We start from the raw sequence: 1941 nt of genomic DNA, 5'->3' as shown, positions 1-1941 counted from the left end.
CATCGCCCCCGTCGCCGCTGCCCTCCCTGGCGCCCGCCCGCCCCTTCGCCCTCTGCTTCGCGCTCCGGCAGTGCCACGGCGACTTCCGCTTCGCGCTGGCCCTGGACACCTCCTGCCGTCGGCTGTCGATCCTGGGGCCCTCGGGGGCGGGCAAGAGCCTGCTGCTGCGCCTGCTGGCCGGGCTGGAGCGCCCCCGGGCCGGCCGGATCGAACTCAACGGCCGGGTGCTGTTCGATGCGGAGCGGGGCCTCGACCTTCCCCCGGAGCGGCGCCGCATCGCCGTGATGCTCCAGAACGATGCCCTTTTCCCCCACCTCAGCGTGGCCGCCAACGTGGGCTTCGGCCTGGCCCACCTGGCGCCGGCGGAGCGCCACGCCCGGGTGGCGGCCCAGCTGGCGGCGGTGGGGTTGCAGCAGCAGGCGCGGCTGTTCCCGTCCCAGCTCTCGGGGGGCCAGCAGCAGCGTGCGGCCCTGGCCAGGGCCCTGGTGACCGAGCCGGATCTGCTGCTGCTGGATGAGCCCCTCTCCTCCCAGGACGCCCACCGTCGCCGCCGCCTGCAGCAGCTGATGGAGGACCTGCTCGACCGCTCCGGGATCCCCACCCTGCTGGTGACCCACGACATGGAGGAGGCCTATCGCCTGGGCGAGGAGCTGCTGGTGATTGACGGGGGGGCGCTGCTGCGCCACGGTCCCCGCCGGGAGGTGTTCGCGCGGCCCGGTCCCGTGACGGTGGCCCGGCTCACGGGTTGCAAGAACATCTCGGCGGTGCAGTGGCTCGGGCCCACCCGGCTGCGGGCCCTGGCCTGGGGCCTCGACCTGGAGCTGCCGGAGCCCCTGGAGGCGGGCGTCAGCCACGTGGGGATGCGGGCCAACCACCTGGAGCTGGCCGCAGCCCCCGTGCCGGCGGCCGCCCACCACTGGCCCTGCCGGGTGGTGCGGGTGAGCGAGGGGCCGCTGCACGTCACCGTCTTCGTGGTGCCGGAAGTCCGCATCGACGGGGTCGGGGCGGTGGAGCCGATCCTGGTGGAACTGCGCCGAAGGGCCTGGGACGCCCTGGGTCCGGCCGCGGCGAGCGGCCCCCTGGTGCTCTCCCTGCCCGCGGGCTGCCTGCTGCCGCTGTGCTGAGCGCCATGCTGGGGGCACCGCTCGACGCGCTCGCCCCTGCATGAGTCAGCCCGGCCTCTCGCACCTCAACGCCGCCGGCCAGGTGCACATGGTGGAGGTGGGCGACCGGCCCGCCAGCGACCGCCGCGCCGTGGCCGAGGGCCACATCACCATGGCGCCCGAGGTGCTGGCCCTGGTGCTGGAGGGCCGGGCGGCCAAGGGGGATGTGCTGGCCGTGGCCCGGGTGGCGGCGATCCAGGGTGCCAAGCGCACCTGGGAGCTCATCCCCCTGTGCCATCCGATCGCCCTCACCGGCCTGGAGGTGTTGATTGAGCCGATGGCCGACGGCAGCGGGCTGCGGCTGGAGGCCAGCGCCCGCACCAACGGCGCCACCGGCGTGGAGATGGAGGCCCTGACGGCGGTGCAGGTGGGCCTGCTCACCCTCTACGACATGGTCAAGTCGGCCGATCCGGCCATGACCATCGGCCCGGTGCGGCTGCTGCGCAAGGAGGGGGGCCGCCGGGGCCCCTGGGTGCACCCCGCCGTGCGGGGACTGGGGGAGCAGAGCGATGGCTGAGCCGTTCCCCCGGGAGGGTCTGCCCCTGGAGGAGGCACGCCGCCGGGTGCTGGCGGCGATCACCCCGCTGACCGGTCGCGAGCGGCTGCCGCTGGCGCGCTGCCTGGGCCGGGTGAGCGCCGAGCCGGTGCGGGCCGCTGAGGCCGTGCCGGGGTTCCGCGCCTCGATCATGGATGGCTACGCCATCGCCGACGCCGAGACCCCCAGTCCTGGCCGCCGCTGGTCCCTGGTGGGCCGCTCCGCCCCGGGCGCGCCCTACGG

The 1941-nt window shown here is 75.5% G+C and carries 2 protein-coding genes and 1 pseudogene; all 3 read left to right on the top strand.

Annotated features, from left to right (window positions below; genetic code table 11):
* Positions 1–1124: sulfate/molybdate ABC transporter ATP-binding protein (locus VB737_RS06765; RefSeq protein WP_500312167.1), on the top strand; the 1124-nt coding region annotated here is incomplete at its 5' end.
* A gap of 40 nt (positions 1125–1164) precedes the next feature.
* Complete coding sequence (moaC, locus tag VB737_RS06760) at positions 1165–1680, top strand: cyclic pyranopterin monophosphate synthase MoaC (RefSeq protein WP_500312166.1); 516 nt, start codon at positions 1165–1167, stop codon at positions 1678–1680.
* Positions 1673–1941, top strand: a pseudogene (locus VB737_RS06755) (molybdopterin molybdenumtransferase MoeA); the annotation flags it as partial. The gene moaC and the pseudogene VB737_RS06755, both read left to right, overlap by 8 nt.

Source organism: Synechococcus sp. BA-120 BA3 (assembly GCF_034931285.1).
Taxonomy (GTDB): Bacteria; Cyanobacteriota; Cyanobacteriia; order PCC-6307; family Cyanobiaceae; genus Cyanobium.
This window is presented reverse-complemented; position numbering and strand designations above follow the sequence as displayed.

Bases quoted from the DNA above. Each gene is read 5' to 3' on its own strand.
- moaC (WP_500312166.1), top strand. From the start codon at position 1,165: ATGAGTCAGCCCGGCCTCTCGCACCTCAACGCCGCCGGCCAGGTGCAC.